This is a genomic window from Aeromonas sp. EU05-FHT14A05 (assembly GCF_058791175.1).
Map to the genome: position 1 here is coordinate 330,596 of NZ_JBYTDH010000002.1, position 18,428 is coordinate 349,023.

Below are 18,428 nucleotides of genomic sequence, written 5' to 3' on the forward strand. Positions count from 1 at the left end.
TAGGAAAAAACGCCCAGTTATTTATTTAGATCTAAGGCGTATCCAACCAATATCAGCACGTACTGGTTATGCTAGATTAGCAAAACCAGCTTTGAATGAAGCAAGTTCGCTAGCTTTTGCTGATGATGCTTTACAACGCTTTTCAAATATAATTGGCAAACCATATGTAGCTGCAAGACAAGCGACAACAAATTTAGATCAAACCAGAAACATACCTGTTGTTTCTCATAATGGAACTGAATACTCAGGATTTCATCAAGGAGCAGGAGAAGCAACAATTGCAGATATGATAGCAATAGACATTCCTATGTATAGTGTTGTTCTTATTGATGAAATTGAAACATCATTACATCCACGAGCCCAAAGAAGATTAATTAGAGATCTAGCTGAAATATCTAGAACCAAGCTAATTCAGTTTATTATAACTACACATTCACCGTATGTTCTAGAAGAACTACCTGCATCCGCTAGAGTTTATGTATTCAAAAACGGAGCTGAGAAATGTGTAGTTCCTGGTGTTAGTCCTGAATTTGCGCTGTCAAAAATGGATGAAGAAGTCCATCCTGAAATTGATGTCTACGTCGAAGATAATACCGCCAAGATTCTCGTCGAAGAAATTATGGCTAAAAGAGCATTGGATAACCTTTCTCGATGCTCAATTTCCGCATTTGGTGCAGCCTCTGTAGGTAAAGCACTTGGTCAAATGGTTGATGGAAATAGATTTTCTAGACCAACAGTGGTGATTCTTGATGGTGATCAAGATCCAGCCCCCGGATGCATGATCCTCCCAGGAGAAGATGCCCCGGAAAGAATGATATTCGAAGAGCTACGAGAGAAAGAATGGCAAGGGATAGCCATCTTAATTAACCGCTCTCATACCGATTTTGTTCATGCTGCAGAAAACGCTTTAACACTCCCTGATCACCATGAATGGATAAAATCCATTGCAGACAGAATAGTTTTAGGCTCTGATGAGTTATGGAGAGCTATGTGTCGTGTTTGGCTTCGAGAATGTGCAGATAATGATATTGCAAATGACATTATTGAGGCCATATCTGATCATTTGGATTCAGAGATTCAAGTAGCCTAAAACAAAGAATAAAGAGAAGACCTAGTCTCTTCCCCCAGCACTTCCACTGTGCTGGGGTCTCCAGCTCGGTAGAGTGCAATAAGCAGCGCGCATTGCACCTCTACCTCCCGATCACCGTGATAGGCGGTGCAATTCACTCCGTTCATTGCACCCTACGGTTACCCCCACAAATCCCGCTCGCCAAGCTTATTTCTCCAGTGTGCCCTCCCCCAAGCTCCCTTGATGACAGCCATTTATGTGCGTCGGATCACATCCGGCCCCATCATACACCCTCACAAATTTACAGAAAAAGCTTCTCTCTCCCGTCCAGACTGGTAGGGCCACAGCGATGTAGCTGCAACAAACAATTAAATAACCGCATGATTTTATTTATTAAAAAATGCAAACCTGATGTTCTCTATCCGACGCCTCGCTTTGGGATCCGGCTCACACTCGGGATCTTGCCGCACAAAAATCCAGTCATTCGCACATTTGTCCGATAGGGTGGCGTGCGACCCGGCGCGATAATAGTCGTGTCAATTTTGTCTGCATGCCGTGTGCACGGCATGCCAACAAGCTCCATCAAGGGAGCAGGGAGAACGCCATGATCACCACCCTTATCAACGAGCAGCTGATCGCGCTCGATTTAAAGGCCACGGGCAAGGAGGAGGTCTTCGCCGAGATGACCCGATTGCTGGTCGCCCAAGGCAAGGTCAGCGACGAGCAGCAGTTCATCAAGGACTTGTGGGCCCGGGAAGAGCTGGACAACACCGGCTTCGAGGAGGGCGTCGCCCTGCCCCACGCCAAGAGTGCGGCGGTGAGCACCCCGGCGGTGGCCATCGGCATCAGCCGCGCCGGTATCGATTACGGCGCCGAGGATGGCAAGCCCTCCCGGCTGTTCTTCATGATTGCCTCCCCGGCCGGTGGCGCCAACCACCATATCGAGGTGCTGGCCGAGCTCTCCGCCAAGCTGATCGAAGAGGGCTTTATCGATGCCCTGCTGGCCGCCAAGACCTCGGCCGAGGCGCTGGCGCTGCTGCTCGAGAAGAAAGAAGAGACGGTTGCCACCCCGGCCGCCGACAAGGGCTTCATCATAGGCGTCACCGGCTGCCCGGCCGGCATCGCCCACACCTATCTGGCGGCGGAATCCCTGGAGCGCGCCGCCAGGGAGTTGGGTTACGAGGTGAAGGTGGAGACCAACGGCTCCATCGGCGTCAAGAACAGCCCTACGCCTGCCGAGATCGCCCGCGCCAGCGCCATCGTCGTGGCCTGCGACAAGCAGGTGGACATGACCCGCTTCAACGGCAAGCCGCTCATCAAGACCGGCGTCAAGGCGCCCATCAAGGATGGCAAGGGCCTCATCGAGCAGGCGCTCAAGGCCCCCGCCTATGTGGCGGACAAGGATGAGCGCAAGAGCGAGGAGAAGAGCGCGGGCGGCAGTTCCGATCTCTATCGTTACCTGATGAACGGCGTCTCCCACATGATCCCCTTCGTGGTGACCGGGGGCCTCTTGATCGCCCTGGCGCTCGCCATCGGCGGTGACCCGACCCCGAGCGGCATGCAGATCCCGGCAGGGAGCATGTGGAACCAGATCCTCAACGTGGGGGTCGCCGCCTTTACCCTGATGATCCCCATACTGGCGGGCTACATCGCCTACGCCATCGGTGATCGCCCCGCCCTGGCACCGGGCTTTATCGGCGGCTGGATCGCCAACAACGGCAGCTTCTACGGCGCCGACGCCGGCACCGGCTTCATCGGTGCCATCATAGCTGGCCTGCTGGTCGGCTACCTGGTGCGCTGGATTGCGACCCGCCACTACCACAAGATGGTGCAGCCCCTGGTGCCTATCCTGATCGCCCCCATCGTCGGGTCGCTCTTTATCGCCGCCGTCTTCATCTTCATCATCGGCGCCCCCATCGCCGACATGATGACGGGCCTGAACGCCATGCTGCTCTCCATGAGCGGCGGCAGCCTGGTGCTGCTGGGCATAGTGCTGGGCGGCATGGCGGGCTTTGACATGGGCGGCCCGGTCAACAAGGTGGCCTTCCTGTTCTCCGTCGGCATGATTGCCTCCGGCCAGACCCAGTTCATGGGGGCCATGGCCTGCGCCATCCCGGCTGCGCCCCTTGGCATGTCGCTGGCCACCGTGCTCGGTCGCAAGCTCGGTATCTTCGATGCCTCCGAAATCGAGGCGGGCAAGGCTGCCGGTGCCATGGGTCTGGTGGGGATCTCCGAGGGGGCGATTCCGTTCGCCGCCCGCGACCCGCTCGCCGTCATCCCGGCCAACGTGCTGGGCAGCATGACTGCCGCCGTCATGGCCTTCCTGTTCGGCATCACCAACAGCGTGGCCCACGGTGGCCCCATCGTGGCCCTGCTGGGCGCCGTCAACAAGCCGCTGCTGGCCCTGCTCTGCATGATCTGCGGCGCCATCGTCACCGGCGTGGTGGCGGTCGCCCTGAAAAAACTGCGGGTTAAAAAGAGTGACGAGGTGACCCTGGCCAAGGCCGCCTGACCCTTGTTGACCCCACGCACTTGAGATGACAGCAGGCCACCCCCGGGTGGCCTGCTTGTTTTTGCGCCCCCCTTGCCGCCGGTTTGCGAGCCTGATGGCTCCCCTCCCTGCGGCGCCGCGCCACCCGGGGTGCGCAGGCCAGTGAGCCGACACTGTGATCCCCTTCACGCTTCAGGGCCACAAGCCGCCAAACTAGGAAATTTTCTTAAGTCCCCTAGGGATGGCTCTCACGCCATCCCCATCCCGCCTCTTTACAGTCGACCTACCTGATGTAGTTACCCGACCCCAGCGCAGGCGCCAGGGCCGGGCATGGGTTCAATCGACAGGGGAGCGCTCTGCAGTTCGCCCTCTTCCTGTCGCCCTTCCCGTGGCGTGACCTCCCATAACAGATTGAACGAGTTCAATACACAAATGAGGAACGCGGCGGGAATAGCGTCTATCTCGCAGAGGATGAACGAAGATGTTTAAACTGCTCGAACAGGTCCGGATCCCCACCCTGGACCTGCCGGTCGAAGCCCGGCGCAAGCTCTGGTTCAAGCCATTCATGCAATCTTATCTGGTTGTATTCATTGGCTATCTGACCATGTATCTGATCCGCAAGAACTTCAACATCGCCCAGAACGACATGATCCAGGAGTACGGTCTCTCCATGACCGAGCTCGGCATGATAGGCCTTGGCTTCTCCATCACCTACGGGGTGGGCAAGACGGTCGTCTCCTACTATGCCGACGGCAAGAACACCAAGCAGTTCCTGCCGCTGATGCTGATCCTCTCCGCCCTCTGCATGCTGGGCTTCAGTGCCAGCATGGGGGGCACGGGTTTTAGCCTCTACTTCATGATCTTCTTCTATGCCCTGAGCGGCTTCTTCCAGAGCTGTGGTGGCTCCTGCAGCTACTCCACCATCACCAAGTGGACCCCCCGCAACAAGCGCGGCACCTACCTCGGCATGTGGAACCTCTCCCACAACGTGGGCGGCGCCGGCGCGGCCGGTGTGGCGCTGTTCGGTGCCAACTACCTGTTCGATGGCAACGTGCTCGGCATGTTCATCTTCCCCTCCATGATTGCGCTCATTGTCGGCTTTATCGGCCTGCGTTTTGGCAGCGACTCGCCGGAGGCCTATGGTCTGGGCAAGGTGGAGGAGTTGTTTGACGAAGTCGCCAGCGAAGAGGACATCGCCACCGAGGAGCAGAAGCTGACCAAGTGGCAGATCTTCGTGAAGTACGTGCTGATGAACAAGGTGATCTGGCTGCTCTGCTTTGCCAACATCTTCCTCTACGTGGTGCGCATCGGCATCGACCAGTGGTCCACCGTCTACGCCCACCAGGAGCTCGGCTTCTCCAAGGAAGTCGCCATCCAGGGCTTCACCTTCTTCGAAGTGGGCGCCCTGGTCGGCACCCTGATGTGGGGCTACCTCTCGGATCTGGCGAACGGTCGCCGTGGTCTGGTGGCCTGCGTGGCACTGGCGCTCATCATCGCCACCCTGGGGCTCTACCAGCACGCCACCACCCAGTTCATGTTCCTGGGCTCCCTGTTCCTGCTGGGCTTCCTGGTATTCGGTCCGCAACTGCTGATCGGCGTGGCCGCTGTGGGCTTCGTGCCCAAGCAGGGGATCAGCGTGGCCGACGGGGTCAAGGGCACCTTCGCCTACCTCATTGGTGACAGCTTCGCCAAGCTGGGGCTGGGCATGATAGCCGACGGCACCCCCATCTTCGGCCTGACCGGCTGGACCGGCACCTTCGCGGCGCTGGACATGGCCGCCGCCGCCTGCCTGGTGCTGATGGCCTGCGTCGCCGTGGCCGAGGAGCGCAAGATACGCCGCATCAAACGGGAACTGCGCGCCGCCGAGCTGGCCACCCAGTCCGCCTGATAGCCGCCATCCGCTTTATCTCCTGATATGCATTCGGCTCGCCCTCTGGCGGGCCGTTTTTTTTACCCGCACAGCCCCACACTCAAACGGGGCCACACCTTGCGCAAAGCGGCACCAGAGCGCCGCCAAGATCCCACTTTCACCCCGCACCTTTGGCAAAAGCCGCCCCATGGCGCTATCTTGTTGCCCCACCTCAATTTGCTTCGAGAGCCCATGAAGATCCTCGCCGTTACCGCCTGCCCCACCGGCATAGCCCACACCTACATGGCCGCCGAGGCGCTGCAAAAAGCCGCCGACAAGCTGGGGCTCAAGATCAAGGTGGAGACCCAGGGCGCCATGGGGCTGGAGAACGTGCTGACCGCCAGGGAGATCGCCAGCGCGGATCTGGTGCTGATCGCCTCCGACATCGAGATAGAGCAGAAGGAGCGCTTCCTCGGCTGCAATGTGCGCCAGGTATCCCTGGAGTCCGTGCTGCTGGACGCCGCCGCCGTGCTCAAAGCCGCCACCCCCGGCGCCTGAATGCTCCGCCGCGAGCTCACCTTCTGCTGCCACCAAGGCTTGACCATCACCCAGGCCAAGCAGCTCTGTCGACTGGCCGGGCTGTTCAAGTCCCAGATCCTCTTCATCAACATCAGCCGTCGCCAGCGGGCAGAGGCGACCAGCCAGCTCGCCCTGCTCACCCTGGCCACCCAGCCCGGGGATCTCTGCCAGTTGCTGATCGAAGGGCTGGATGCCGAGCTCGCCCACATGGCCTTCACCTGCTGGTGCGTGGAGCTGGGCCAGCCGCTGGGGCGCCCCGCCACCTCGGCCCGGGCCGAGCAGCGGCTGGCCGCCGCCCTGCCCGACTACGGCTTTTCCCTCGCCCAGCTCGGCCACAGCTCGGCGCCCCTCGACAAGGCGCTGGCGTTGCAGATCCTGGTGGATCTGCTGCCGGGGGAGCGGGTGCGCGACAGAGCCGCGCTGGAGCAGGCCATCGCGGATCGGGAGCGGCTCGCCGCCACCATCATCAGGCCTGGCCTCGCCATGCCCCATGTGATCTGCCCCGCCATCACCAGGCCAAGCCTCTCGCTGCTTAGCTGCGATGACCCCCTCCCCTGGGGATCGGCGCTCGGGCCTGTGCAGACCATCATATTGCTGGCCATTCCGGCCGCTCTGGCCACCGAGCAGCTGCGCCCCCTCACCCGGCTGGCCCGCGCCCTGATGGACGAGGTGGTCAGCACGGCGCTCTTGCACGCAAGCTCGGCCCCCGCCCGCCAGGCCATCGTCATCGACAGCCTGCTCGGCTGAGAGGCGCAGGCCTGCCCGAGTGCGCGCATCCCCGATGCCCCATGGCGAGCGCCGCCGTGATACACTCCGGCATCCCCTGTTTTTGGTATGCACGCGATGAAACCTGCCCGTCCCCGCCTCTCCCTTTCCGGCCGCCCCAGCGCCGCTGGCCGCCCCGCACAGGATGAGGCCCACAAGCCCGGCCTTGCACGCTCACGAGCCGGTACCCGGCAGGCGGGCGACGCCAGAGTGGCGGGGCAAAAACCAGAGGTGGCACCGGCAGATCGCAGGCTCTTGCTGCTGAACAAGCCCTACATGGTGCTCTGCCAGTTCACCGACGAGGCGGGGCGCGAGACCCTCAAGGATTACATCAGGGAGCCCGGCATCTATGCCGCGGGCCGGCTGGACAGAGACAGCGAGGGGCTCTTGCTGCTCACCAACGACGGCAAGCTGCAGGCGCGCCTCACCCAGCCGGGGGAGAAGACCCCCAAGACCTACTGGGTGCAGGTGGAAGGCGTGCCGAGCGAGGCGGCACTGGCCGCCCTGCGCGCCGGGGTGGAGCTCAACGACGGCATGACGCTGCCCGCCGGGGCGCGCATCATGGCCGAGCCCGATCTGTGGCCACGCAATCCGCCCATTCGCGAGCGTAAAGAGATCCCCACCTGCTGGCTGGAGATCAAGATTGTGGAGGGTCGCAACCGCCAGGTGCGGCGCATGACGGCCCATATCGGCCACCCCACATTGCGCCTCATTCGCTACGCCATAGGTGACTGGACGTTAGATGGTCTGGCGCCGGGGGAGACCCGCGCCCTGCCCGCCCCCGAGCTGGCGCAGGCACCGCGATCAGCGCCAGCGCACGGCAAGCCGCGGGCATCAACCAAACCCGAGGGCACTGGCAGCAACGAGCCCCGAGCGGCTCGCAGCCCCCAGGCCCGGCGACAGCCTCAGGAACCACGCCAGGAGCGAGGCAACCACGAGGCAGACCCGCGCCCGGGCAATCGCAGCAGCGGGCGCGGCACCGCCCGCCGCCCGGCCCGCACCAAGCCGTCAGAATGATGGCGACAGCGGATCTGCATCGAACGCCCCCGCCGGGGCACGGCCAACGAGACAAGGAGTCCTTATGAGCGATCACCCACCGCTGCCCACCCGCCTCACCGTGGCCGCCCTGGTGCACTGGCAGGGCCGCTTCCTGCTGGTGGAGGAGGAGATCAGGGGCCAGCGCCGCTTCAACCAGCCCGCCGGCCACGTGGAGCCGGGGGAAAACCTGATTGAGGCGGCCTGCCGCGAGCTCAAGGAGGAGACGGGGCTCACCGCCACCCCCAGCGCCTGGCTCGGGGTCTATCTGTTCAAACCGGCGGACAGCGAGGCCACCTTCGTGCGCACCGCCGTCATCTTCGACCTTGAAAAGGCGCCGGGTCAGCACCATCCAGAGGATCCCGACGGCGATGTGCTGGCCTGCCACTGGCTCACCCTGGCGGAGATAGCCGAGTGCAAGCCGGCCCTGCGCAGCCCATTGGTGTGGCAGTGCATCCAGGACTATCTGGGGGGCACCCGCCTGCCCCTGTCGGCGCTCAAGGCCTTTATCTGAGGCCATTTGAAGCCGTTTTTTGCCCATCTTGGCAAACGACGGAAAAACGATTTCCCACCGCCAGGCTCCCGAGGGGAACGACGGCAGGGAGATGTGACCGGGGGCGCAAAACTCTGGTAGAATACGCCCCGTTTAAACGAACTGGTAACTTCGACTAATGACAGACAACAGCCAAATCAAGGTGATCGTCGGCATGTCCGGCGGCGTGGATTCTTCCGTCTCGGCCTACCTGCTCCAGCAGCAGGGTTATCAGGTCGAAGGCTTGTTCATGAAGAACTGGGAAGAAGACGACACGGACGAGTACTGCTCCGCCTCCCAGGATTTGGCTGATGCCAAGGCCGTCTGCGACAAGCTGGGCATGAAGCTGCACACCATCAACTTCGCCGCCGAGTACTGGGACAACGTGTTCGAGCACTTCCTGGAAGAGTACAAGGCAGGGCGCACGCCGAACCCGGACATCCTGTGCAACAAGGAGATCAAGTTCAAGGCGTTCCTCGAGTTTGCCGCCGAAGAGCTGGGTGCCACCTACATCGCCACCGGCCACTATGTGCGCCGTGACGACAGCACAGGCCGCCCGCGCCTGCTGCGCGGTCTGGACACCAACAAGGATCAGAGCTACTTCCTCTACACCCTGAGCGAAGCCCAGGTGGGTCAGAGCCTGTTCCCGGTCGGGGATCTGGAGAAGCCGGAGGTGCGCCGCATCGCCGAGCAGCTCGACCTCATCACCGCCAAGAAGAAGGACTCCACCGGCATCTGCTTCATCGGCGAGCGCAAGTTCAAGGACTTCCTGGCCAAGTTCCTGCCCGCCCAGCCCGGCCCCATCGAAACCGTGGATGGCAAGGTCATCGGCGAGCATCAGGGGCTGATGTACCACACCCTGGGCCAGCGCAAGGGGCTCGGCATCGGCGGCATGAAGGATGCGACCGAAGAGGCCTGGTACGTGGTCGACAAGGAGGTGGAGCGCAATACCCTGGTGGTGGCGCAAGGGGAGCATCCCCGCCTCTACTCCGATGGCCTGATCGCCAGCCAGCTGCACTGGGTGGATCGCACCCCGATCCGTGCGCCGCTACGCTGCACCGTCAAGACCCGTTACCGCCAGCAGGACATCCCCTGCCTCATCCAGCCCATCGACGATGAGACCATACGGGTCATCTTCGATGAGAAACAGGCTGCGGTGACCCCGGGCCAGTCCGCCGTCTTCTACGACGGGGAAGTCTGCCTGGGCGGCGGCATCATAGAACAGCGTTTCAGCCATCCGGTTTGAATCCTTAACAGAAGGCAGCAGACGTGAGCGACAAATTCCAAGACAGAACAATGGCTTTCGCCGGCATCTGCCAGGCGGCCTATCTGGTGCAAAAAGTGGCCCGTGACGGCACCTGTGACGAGGCCTCCCTGCGCGAGAGCCTGCAAAGCGTGCTGGTGACCAATCCCAAGCAGCCGCTGGAAGTGTTCGGCAGCCACCTCGCCATCCGCGACGGTTACCGCGCCCTGGTGGAGCAGCTGGGGGCCGACGGCAGCCAGAAGAACGCCGAACTGACCCGCTACGTGGTGAGCCTGATTGCGCTGGAGCGCAAGCTGGCCAAGCGCAAGGACATTCTCAACATGCTGGGGGAGCGGATCGGACAGATCGGCCGCCAGCAACAGCATTTCGATCTGCTCGACGAGCAGATCCTGGCCAACATGGCGAGCATCTACAGCGATCTTATCAGCCCGATAGGCCCCAGGATCCAGGTGGCGGGCACTCCGCTGTTCCTGCAGCAGCCCCTGGTGCAGCACAAGGTGCGCGCCCTGCTGCTGGCAGGCATCCGTGCCGCCGTGCTGTGGCGCCAGCTTGGCGGCAGCCGTACCCAGATCATCTTCGCTCGCAAGAAGATGGTGGAACTGGCCAAACGTTTCTAAGAATCGGCTCGAGCTCCGTCGTGAGAGGCCGGAAGCAAGGTGAAGCGCAGCACAGGTACCGGAGTTTATGTCGATAAATGAGAACTCTCGGTTACCAACAAGCGAGCAGCACATGAGCCTTGATAACGGTCTCGTAACAGGAGCGCGAGTTGATGAGAATCCCCCACACCAATCATCAGGAGTTCACCCCATGGAGCTGTCCGCGCTGACTGCTGTTTCCCCGATTGACGGTCGTTATGGCGACAAGGCCGATGCCCTGCGTCCCATCTTCTCCGAATTCGGTCTGCTGCGTTTTCGCGTCGAAGTCGAGGTGCGCTGGTTGCAAAAACTGGCCAGCCACGCCGGGATCCCGGAAGTCCCTGCCCTGAGTGCGGCCGCCAATGCCGTGCTGGACGGCATAGTCCTGAACTTCAACGAAGCGGACGCCGCGCGCATCAAGCAGATCGAGCGCACCACCAACCATGATGTGAAAGCGGTGGAGTACTTCCTGAAAGAGAAAGTGGAAGTGAACCCCGAGCTCGCCGCCGTCAGCGAATTCATCCACTTCGCCTGCACCTCGGAAGACATCAACAACAACTCCCACGGCCTGATGCTGAAAACAGCCCGCGACGAGGTCATCAAGCCTTATTGCGAGAAGCTGATCTCCGAGCTCAAGCGCCTGGCCGTTGAGTACCGCGACATGCCGCTGCTGTCACGCACCCACGGCCAGCCGGCGACCCCGAGCACCATGGGCAAGGAGATGGCCAACGTCGCCTATCGCCTGGAGCGCCAGTACAAGCAGATCATGGCGGTGGAGATCCTCGGCAAGATCAACGGTGCCGTGGGCAACTACAACGCCCACGTGAGCGCTTACCCTGAAGTGGACTGGCACCAGTTCTCCGAGGAGTTCGTGACCTCCTTGGGCCTTTCCTGGAACCCCTACACCACCCAGATCGAACCCCACGACTACATCGCCGAGCTGTTCGACGCCATGGCCCGCTTCAACACCATCCTCATCGACTTCGACAGGGACGTGTGGGGCTACATCTCCCTGGGTCACTTCAAGCAGCGCACCGTGGCGGGTGAAATCGGCTCCTCCACCATGCCGCACAAGGTCAACCCCATCGACTTCGAAAACTCCGAAGGCAACCTGGGTCTGGCCAACGCCGTGTTCCAGCACCTGGCGAGCAAACTGCCGATCTCCCGCTGGCAGCGTGATCTGACCGACTCCACCGTGCTGCGCAACCTGGGTGTGGCCGTGGGTTACTCCCTGATTGCCTATCAGGCGACCCTCAAGGGCATCTCCAAGCTGGAAGCGAACGCAGACGCCATGGCCGCCGATCTGGACGCCAACTGGGAAGTGCTGGCCGAGCCGATCCAGACAGTGATGCGCCGCTACGGCATCGAGAAGCCCTACGAGAAGCTCAAGGAGCTGACCCGTGGCCGCCGCGTGGATGCCGAAGGCATGCGCACCTTCATCGATACCCTGGAACTGCCCGAGGCCGTCAAGGTCGAACTGAAGAAGCTGACTCCGGCCAACTACCTCGGTCAGGCCCAGCGTCTGGTCGATCTGCTGAAGTAAGCGGCTAAACCGAACCGGCGGGGGCTCTGTCATGACGGCAGGGCCCCCGTTGATTTTGGCCCATTCGATGGCGTCACAGACTATCGGGCCATTTCAGAGCCCTTGCCCAAGCCCGACTTGGGCAAGATCTCTCACAAGATACGAGAAGCACCATGTACGAACTCAATCTGGATATTGCCCACTTCCTCGAGCATTACTGGCAGAAGCGCCCGCTCCTCATCAAGGGCGGCTTCACCGACTTTCAGGATCCCATCAGCCCGGACGAGCTGGCTGGGCTGGCCATGGAGGAGGTGATCGAATCGCGCCTGGTGACCCGCTTCGACGGCAAGTGGGCCGCCGAACACGGGCCCTTCGAGTCTTATGACCACCTGGGGGAAGAGAACTGGACCGTGCTGGTACAGGCCTGCAACCACTGGGCCCCCGAGGTGCACGAGCTGGCGCTGCCGTTCCAGTTCATTCCGGGCTGGCGCTTTGACGATGTGATGGTGAGCTTCTCCACCCCTCACGGCGGCGTCGGCCCCCACATCGACAACTACGACGTCTTCATCACCCAGGGCCAGGGCAAGCGTCACTGGCGGGTCGGCGATGCCAAGCCCCTCGAGGAGTTTGCCGCCCACGCCGCCCTGCTGCACTGCGAGCCGTTCGAGGCGATCATCGACGCCATCATGGAGCCGGGCGACATCCTCTACATCCCGCCCGGATTCCCCCACGAGGGCTACGCCATCGAGCCCTCCCTGAACTTCTCCGTGGGCTTCCGGGCGCCGGATGCCAAAGCGCTCATCTCCTCGTTTGCCGATCACCTGATCGACAACGATCTGCGCACCGAGCGTTACGGCGACCCGGACCTCAAGCCCCGCTCCCGTCACGGCGAGATCCAGCCCCATGAGCTGCACCGCCTGCGCGAGCTGATGCAACAGGCCCTGGATGACGAGACCCTGTTCAAGGAGTGGTTTGGCACCATGATCTCCGAGGCCAAGCACGATCTGGACGTGAGCCCCATGGAGCCAGACTACAGCGCCGAGGAAGTGGCCGACCTGCTGACCCAGGGCGAGCCCGCCATCAAGGTGCCGGGGCTGCGCTCCGTCTGGTTCAGCGGCGAGAGCCGTACCTGCTACATCGACGGCGAGGCCTGGACCCTGCCGAGCGAGGATGCGGCCGCCATTTCGCTCTTGTGCGACAAGGACATCATCACCCAGGCCGACATGGTGGAACTCGCCGATCAGGCCGGTTTCCTGCAGCTGCTGACCCGTCTCATCAACCGCGGTTACTGGTTCTTCGGCTAAGCCTGCGCAAAGGCGCGTCCCCTGGGTAGGTGACGCGCCTGGTCGAAAGCTGGTGCCTCTCCTGCGTGGTGGCGGTCCAATGACTACACTGGGTGACGGCCGAAGGGGGAAAGGGGCCCTGCCCCGTCGCGGCGCTCTCATCCCTTGTTTGTCATTTAACTACATGGGATCGGGTCATCGACGGGGGCGAAAAATGGGAACCAAATGGCCTCACTCGCGGAAAATCAATTATTTTAGCCCCTAAAATCAGCTGTGAGCGAAAACGTTATCTTTCAAATTGAGGCGTTTTTAGCTCAAAACGTTGTTTCTGGATCATAAAAAGTATCCAAAAACTGGTGTATATTGCACGGCGGAAACTCCTTAACCATGAAGACTGACATGAAAAAGACCAAAATCGTCTGCACCATAGGTCCCAAGACCGAATCCAAAGAAATGCTCGGCAAGATGCTCGACGCCGGCATGAACGTCATGCGCCTGAACTTCTCTCACGGTGATTACGAAGAGCACGGCACCCGTATCCGCAACCTGCGTGAAGTGATGGCCGAGACCGGCAAGCACGCAGCCATCCTGCTGGATACCAAGGGTCCGGAAATCCGTACCATGAAGCTGGAAGGTGGCAACGATGTCTCTCTGGTCGCCGGCCAGACCTTCACCTTCACCACCGACCAGACCGTGGTTGGCAACAAAGACAAGGTCGCCGTGACCTACGCCGGCTTCGCCAACGACCTGCGCGTCGGCAACCGCATCCTGGTTGACGACGGCCTGATCGGTCTGGACGTCATCGAAATCACCGAGCGCGAAGTCATCTGCAAGGTGCTGAACAACGGTGATCTGGGCGAGAACAAGGGCGTCAACCTGCCGGGCGTCTCCATCAAGCTGCCGGCCCTGGCCGAGAAAGACAAGCGTGACCTCATCTTCGGTTGCGAGCAGGGCGTGGACTTCGTTGCCGCCTCCTTCATCCGCAAGAAAGAAGACGTGCTGGAAATCCGTGAGCACCTGAAGGCCCACGGTGGCGAAGCCATCCAGATCATCTCCAAGATCGAAAACCAGGAAGGCCTGGACAACTTCGACGACATCCTGGCTGTCTCCGACGGCATCATGGTTGCTCGTGGCGACATGGGTGTGGAAATTCCGGTTGAAGAAGTGATCTTCGCCCAGAAGATGATCATCACCAAGTGCAACAAGGCACGTAAAGTGGTCATCACCGCCACCCAGATGCTGGATTCCATGATCAAGAACCCGCGTCCGACCCGCGCCGAAGCCGGCGACGTGGCGAACGCCATCCTGGATGGTACCGACGCCGTCATGCTGTCCGGCGAATCTGCCAAGGGCAAGTACCCGCTGGAAGCCGTGACCATCATGGCCACCATCTGCGAGCGTACCGACGCCGTGATGCCGTCCAACCTGTCTGCTGCCAATGACAGCAACAAGCTGCGCATCACCGAAGCCGTATGTAAAGGCGCGGTCGAGACCTCCGAGAAGCTGGACGCCCCGCTGATCGTGGTTGCCACCGAAGGCGGCAAGTCTGCCAAGGCCATTCGCAAGTACTTCCCGAAAGCCTGGATCCTGGCCATCACCACCAACAAGAAAACTGCTGCCCAGCTGGTCCTGACCAAGGGTGTGGTTGCTCACGTGGTTGACAGCATCGCCTCTACCGACGATTTCTATCGCATCGGCAAGGAAGCGGCACTGCAAAGCGGCATGGGCCTGAAGGGTGACGTGGTCGTCATGGTCTCCGGTGCCCTGGTACCGAGCGGTACCACCAACACCGCCTCCGTTCACGTACTGTAATCAGTCCTGAACCATTGAAAACGGCGCCTTGGGGCGCCGTTTTTTTTATCTCTCCCCCCTGCTGCCTCCCTCGCGCCGGTGCTAGAATCCACGCGGATTTCCCCCCAGTGGGAAACCTCCCGAATCTCGCATAATCACCCGGACGTTTTATGCCCTCAATACAGTTCAGAAGAGCCTCGGCCACCCTGTTGCCGCTGCTCTGTTTACTCATCAGCCTCTGCGCCCCGCAAGCCATGGCGCAGGATCTGCCCCAGCGCGCCACCGTACAGCGGGCGCTCGATGCCCTCGGCAAGTCAGAGACCCTCACCGTCAGCCAGCAGGCGGATCAGAAGTTGCTGACCGACACCCTTGCCCTGCTCGACAGCATCGAGAAGGAGCAGGCCAAGGCCAAGGCGCTGGCACAGCGGGTTCGCTCCCTGCCCGGCGAAATGAAAGAGATAGGCGCGAAGATAGACTCCCTGGCCCAGGACAAGGGTCCTGAGCAGCTCAGGAGCGAATACGCCAGCATGAGCCTGGCGGAGCTGGAGAGCCGTCAGCCGGAGGTGCTGGCCAACATGCAGGATGCCCAGGAGGCCCTCGGCACCATCGGCAGCCAGATCACCAGCCTGCAGACCCTGCCGGAGCGGGCCCAGGCCAACATGAGCCGCGCCTATCAACGCAGCCAGGAGATCCGCACTCGCCTGAACTCCGGGGACGGCGTGAGCAGCGCCGAGAAGATGAAGCTCAATACCGAGCTGGCCTTGCTGGACTTGCAACTGGCCAACCTGCAAAAGGATCTGGACAACCGCACCAGCATGCAGGATCTGGCGGTCAAGCAGCGCGACTACCAGAGTGCGCGCCTCGCCCATGAAGAGCAGAAACTGCAGGCTCTGCAGGAGCAGAGCAGCGCCAAGCGCCTCGGCGACACCGAGAAGGCCGCCGAGCAGACCGGCGAGCTGGTCGCCACCCAGAACAACCCGCTGGTGCAAAAAGAGCAGGAGATCAACCACCAGCTCAGCCAGCAGCTCATCAGCGCCACCACCAACCTCAACCTGCTCGCCCAGAAAAACCTGCAGGCCAAGAGCTGGCTGGAGCGCGGCACCCAGACCGAGCGCAACCTGAACGAACAGGTGCAGATGCTCAAGGGCAACCTGCTGCTGTCACGCATCCTCTATCAGCTCTACCAGCAGCTGGAGGCCGCCCCCTCCACCCTGGTGAAGAACCTGGAAGAGCAGATAGCCGACCTGCACCTGGCCCAGTTTGAACTGAGCCAGCAACGGGATCAGCTGTTCCAGAAGGGCCAGTATCTGGACAACCTGATCGCCAACAGCAGGGAGACCGTCAGCGAAGAGGACAAGGCCATCCTGGTCAAGCTGATCGACACCCGCATCAGCCTGCTCGATCAGCTCAACCGCCAGATGGATGCCCAGCTGACCAACGCCATCAGCCTGCAGCTCACCCAGCAGCAGCTGACGCGCATCTATGCCTCCATCGAATTCACCCTGCAACAGCACATCTTCTGGGTCAGCAGCAACAAGCCCATCGATGGCAAGTGGTTCATCAACTGGCCGGGTCATGCCTACAAGCAGGCCTCCGACTGGGTGCTCAAGCCGGACTGGCAAGGCTGGGGCGACATGCTGCTGGCGGTCTCCCTGCTGGCCCTGCCGCTGCTGCTGGTGGGTGGCCTGCTGCTGTGGAAACGCCCGACCCTGGTCAAGCGCCAGCAGCGGATCGCCAAGGATCTCGGCCGCTTCCGCCAGGACAGCCAGTGGCACACCCCGCGCGCCCTGCTCTACACCGTATTGCAGCGCCTGCCGGGAACCCTCTTCATCCTGGCCGCCGGCCTGCTGCTGGCCTATTGCGGCCTGCTGAGCCCGCGCCTCATCTTCCAGATCACCCTGAACCTGGCACTGGGCTACCTGGTGTTCAGCGTCTACCTGTCGGTGATGCGCCCTGGCGGTATCGGCGAGAGCCACTTCCGCATCCCGCGGGACGAGCTGCAGGCCAAGCGCAACAGCATGCGTTATCTCTGGCTGCCCCTGCTGCCCCTCATCATGCTCTCGACCAAGGCGGTGGTGGAGCCCTCATCGCTGGGCAACGACGTCATCGGCCAGGCGCTGACCATGCTGCTGCTGGGGCTGACCGCCTACCTGGTGCTGCCCATCTCCCGCGCTCGCATCAAGGGCGAGGCCAGCATGCTGCAGACCATAACGGCCGTCGCCCTGGCGCTGGCGCCGGTGGCCCTGATGGTGCTGGCGGCGCTCGGCTACTACTACACAGCCCTGAAGCTGACCGGTCGCCTGATCGAATCCTTCTACCTCATCATCATCTGGAGCCTGGTCTATCGCACCGCCCTGCGTGGTCTGGAGCTGGCGGCCCGCCGTCTGGCCTACCGCCGCGCCGTCGCCAAGCGCGAGCACAAGCCTTCGGAAGATGCGGAAGGGGGCGAGGCCATCGAAGAGCAGCCCATGGATCTGGAAGAGGTCAGCCAGCAGTCCCTGCGCCTGACCCGCATCATGCTGCTGCTGGTGTTCGGCGTCGCCTTCTACTGGCTCTGGTCCGATCTGGTCGCTGTCTTCACCTACCTCGATAGCGTGGTGCTGTGGCACAAGAGCGAGGGCACGGGTGCCAACGCCGTGCTCTACCCCATCAGCCTGAGCGACGTGCTGACCGGCCTGTTCCTGTTCGGGGCGGCCCTGTCGCTGGCCCGCAACCTGCCAGGCCTGCTTGAGGTGCTGGTGCTCTCCAAGCTGCGCCTCGCCCAGGGCACCGCCTACGCCTTCACCACCATGCTCAACTATGTGCTGATCGGGATGGGCTCGCTCACCGCCCTGGCCATGCTGGGGGTCCAGTGGGAGAAGCTGCAGTGGCTGGCCGCCGGCCTCTCGGTCGGTATCGGTTTCGGCATGCAGCAGATCGTCTCCAACTTCATCTCCGGCATCATCATACTGTTCGAGCGCCCGGTGCGGATCGGGGATACGGTCACCATCGGCACCATCTCGGGCACGGTCAACAAGATCCGCATCCGCTCGACCACCCTCACCGACTTCGACCGCAAGGAGGTGATCATCCCGAACCAGCAGCTGATGATAGAGCGGCTGATCAACTGGTCCCTGTCCGATACCGTCACCCGGGTCATCGCCCGGGTCGGGGTGGCCTATGGTTCGGATCTGGAGCTGACCCGCAAGCTGTTGATGCAGGCGGCCACGGAGAACAGCCGGGTCTTGAAAGACCCAGCCCCCATCGTCTACTTCCTCACCTTCGGCCCCAGCACCCTGGATCACGAGCTGCGCTTCTTCGTGAGCGAGCTCGGGGATCGCAACCCGGCCATCGATGAGCTGAACCGCCGCATCGACGTACTGTTCCGTGAACACGGCATCGACATCGCGTTCAACCAGATGGACGTCCACATCAAGAACCGGCAAGGGGACGAGCAGAAGATAGAGTCCCGCCCGGGCCTGCCGCCGCCCAATGGTGGCAAGCCGGCCTGATGCCGACCTCCTGCCCCTGTAAACAGGCTCCTCATTGGAGCCTGTTTTTTTTACCCGGGCTGCCGGCCTTGAAAGCGGGAGCAGGCCCCCAATATAGGAAAGACAACGGAATGTCACCCACG

Annotated in this window: 13 protein-coding genes; all 13 read left to right on the forward strand. The window is 61.5% G+C overall.

The window, feature by feature from the left end; translation table 11 throughout:
- The first annotated feature begins 91 nt into the window (after positions 1-91).
- The 13 genes from AC3WR3_RS04745 (at position 92) to mscK (ending at position 18,306) form a co-directional block, all read left to right on the forward strand.
- Entirely contained in the window at positions 92-1,090 is a 999-nt protein-coding gene (locus AC3WR3_RS04745) for an ATP-dependent nuclease (RefSeq protein ID WP_492291310.1), read from the forward strand.
- Positions 1,091-1,673: 583 nt separating this feature from the next.
- A complete protein-coding gene (locus tag AC3WR3_RS04750) occupies positions 1,674-3,581 on the forward strand; it encodes a PTS fructose transporter subunit IIABC (protein ID WP_492291311.1) in 1,908 nt (635 codons plus the stop codon).
- Between the two features lie 460 nt (positions 3,582-4,041).
- Positions 4,042-5,448, forward strand: a complete 1,407-nt coding sequence (gene uhpT / locus AC3WR3_RS04755; RefSeq protein WP_139439364.1) for a hexose-6-phosphate:phosphate antiporter UhpT — start codon at positions 4,042-4,044, stop codon at positions 5,446-5,448.
- A 213-nt stretch (positions 5,449-5,661) separates the two neighbouring features.
- A complete protein-coding gene (locus AC3WR3_RS04760; RefSeq protein WP_247625868.1) occupies positions 5,662-5,967 on the forward strand; it encodes a PTS fructose transporter subunit IIB in 306 nt (101 codons plus the stop codon).
- On the forward strand, positions 5,968-6,735 hold the full coding sequence (locus tag AC3WR3_RS04765) for a PTS sugar transporter subunit IIA (protein WP_492291312.1): 768 nt from the start codon (positions 5,968-5,970) through the stop codon (positions 6,733-6,735).
- Positions 6,736-6,831: 96 nt separating this feature from the next.
- Positions 6,832-7,770 carry a 23S rRNA pseudouridine(2457) synthase RluE gene (rluE, locus tag AC3WR3_RS04770; RefSeq protein ID WP_492291313.1) on the forward strand — a complete coding sequence of 313 codons (939 nt, stop codon included), beginning with the start codon at positions 6,832-6,834 and terminating at the stop codon, positions 7,768-7,770.
- Positions 7,771-7,834: 64 nt separating this feature from the next.
- Positions 7,835-8,302 carry an NUDIX hydrolase gene (locus AC3WR3_RS04775; RefSeq protein WP_247625865.1) on the forward strand — a complete coding sequence of 156 codons (468 nt, stop codon included), beginning with the start codon at positions 7,835-7,837 and terminating at the stop codon, positions 8,300-8,302.
- Positions 8,303-8,459: 157 nt separating this feature from the next.
- Complete coding sequence (gene mnmA, locus AC3WR3_RS04780) at positions 8,460-9,566, forward strand: tRNA 2-thiouridine(34) synthase MnmA (protein ID WP_005328710.1); 1,107 nt, start codon at positions 8,460-8,462, stop codon at positions 9,564-9,566.
- Positions 9,567-9,589: 23 nt separating this feature from the next.
- Positions 9,590-10,201, forward strand: coding sequence for a high frequency lysogenization protein HflD (gene hflD, locus AC3WR3_RS04785; protein WP_247625864.1), 612 nt, complete (start codon positions 9,590-9,592; stop codon positions 10,199-10,201).
- Positions 10,202-10,391: 190 nt separating this feature from the next.
- Positions 10,392-11,762, forward strand: a complete 1,371-nt coding sequence (gene purB, locus AC3WR3_RS04790) for an adenylosuccinate lyase (RefSeq protein ID WP_139439357.1) — start codon at positions 10,392-10,394, stop codon at positions 11,760-11,762.
- 152 nt (positions 11,763-11,914) lie between these two features.
- Positions 11,915-13,045, forward strand: coding sequence for a ribosomal protein uL16 3-hydroxylase (locus AC3WR3_RS04795; RefSeq protein WP_492291314.1), 1,131 nt, complete (start codon positions 11,915-11,917; stop codon positions 13,043-13,045).
- 378 nt (positions 13,046-13,423) lie between these two features.
- Entirely contained in the window at positions 13,424-14,836 is a 1,413-nt protein-coding gene (pykF, locus tag AC3WR3_RS04800; RefSeq protein ID WP_202046793.1) for a pyruvate kinase PykF, read from the forward strand.
- A 149-nt stretch (positions 14,837-14,985) separates the two neighbouring features.
- Positions 14,986-18,306, forward strand: a complete 3,321-nt coding sequence (mscK, locus tag AC3WR3_RS04805) for a mechanosensitive channel MscK (protein WP_492291315.1) — start codon at positions 14,986-14,988, stop codon at positions 18,304-18,306.
- The last annotated feature ends 122 nt before the right edge of the window (positions 18,307-18,428 follow it).